Source organism: Iodobacter sp. BJB302 (assembly GCF_002735645.1).
Classification (GTDB): Bacteria; Pseudomonadota; Gammaproteobacteria; order Burkholderiales; family Chitinibacteraceae; genus Iodobacter.
The window spans coordinates 1-1,627 of the sequence record NZ_PDZG01000166.1; the positions used below are offsets into that span (position 1 = coordinate 1).

At 53.5% G+C, this 1,627-nt stretch carries 1 pseudogene; it reads right to left on the bottom strand.

The features are described from left to right. Positions 1-36: 36 nt before the first annotated feature. Positions 37-1,572, bottom strand: a pseudogene (locus CSQ88_RS22385) (IS3 family transposase). Between the last annotated feature and the right edge of the window lie 55 nt (positions 1,573-1,627).

Here is a 1,627-nt window from a genome sequence, read left to right on the forward strand (position 1 = left end):
CGGTAATTGTCAAAGTAGTTGAGATGTTTTTACGATTTAAGCGACCTGTAATTCCTCGCTTGTTTTAGGCTCAATGACCCGGTCCGGGTTCAATTGCACTTCATCTTACCAGCTCCAGTTTCGCGTCGTGTTACGCCACCGTTCTGGACGTGCCAAGCGGGCGGCTTGGTAGAGGGCATGGCGTTTTTCTAATAATGCTTTGTCCTGCCCTTGATGCCGCTGTGTCGGTGCGTATGGCTGTACCAATCCACAAAGCGCCTCACCCATTGCCTTGCTTCATCCAGACTGGCAAAACCTTTATGCGGCCAGGCGGGCCAGTATTTCAGCGTGCGAAACAAGGCTTCTGCATAGGGATTGTCATTGCTGACGCGAGGCCGGCTAAATGAGGAGGCGATCCCCAGCTTCTCCATTTTGGCTTTCAGGGTGTAACTTTTCATCGGCGCACCATTGTCTGAATGTAAAACCAGCGGATTCATGCTGCAGCGCTGGGTCAGTACGCTGCGTTGCAGCAGCTCAGCGGCCAGTTCCCCTGTTTCTTCTGCGTGCACTTCCCAGCCCACCGGATAGCGGCTGAACAGGTCTTCGATCATATACAGTTTGTAATACTCACCTTTCACTTGACTGGGCAGCCAGGTGATATCCCACATCCAGACTTGATTTGGGCCGGTGGCGGTGAAGCTGGTCGGCTTGGCTTTGCGCACCGCTTTGGCGGCCCGCCCACGATGCTGAAGCTGATTGGCTTGACGCAGTACGCGGTACATCGTTGATTCAGAAGCTAAATAGCGACCTTCGTCGCTCAGAATAGGCACGATCTGGCTGGGCGGAACGCTGTTAAAACTTGGACTGTTACAGACCGATAAAATCGCCTGACGCTCCGTTTCACTCAGCTTATTCACCGGATCACTCCGTTTGGCCAAGGGCCGCTGATCCGCGATCACCTTACCTGCGGCTTGCCAGCGATACCAGCTATGCACCGAAATGCCGATGATTTCACAGGCACGATATAAGCTCGCACCCGCATGACAAGCTTGTCTAATCCACGAAATCAGCTGCTTTCGTTGGTCCTGTGATGTCAGTCTTCCTCGGGTTCGCCCCAAAGGGCGCGCACCTTTTTTTGCAGAATCAGCAATGCTGCCGCCTCCGCCAGTGCCTTATCTTTACGCAGAATTTCCCGCTCCAGCTGCTTGTTTTGCTTGCGGAGCGTTTTGTTTTCTTGTGCCTGCTCCGGCGTGCTGGCTTCAGCCTGGCCCTGCGCGCCTGAATGGAGAGATCGCGCCATTGTTTCACTTGCTCCGGGAATAAACCCTTGGCACGGCAATATTCGCTGAGCTCGATTTCGGACATGGCAATGGTCTCGACGACCACGGCAAAACGGGTTTGAGCAGACCAGTTTTCACTGCTGCGATGATGTTCGGGCACGGAGCGGCCCTCCTGGCGAAGATGATTGCGCCAATTGTACAGCGTGGCATCGGAGAGGTTTTCTTGCAATGCCAACTGCCTGATGCTGACCGGATGAGGAGCAAGCATTTTGCTTAAAATGGCATCTTTACGAGCCTTGGGAATACGCGACATGATAAGTAACCAGCCCCCTGAGTAAGTTGGAATCCCTGAAAAGGGAGTATCTCAA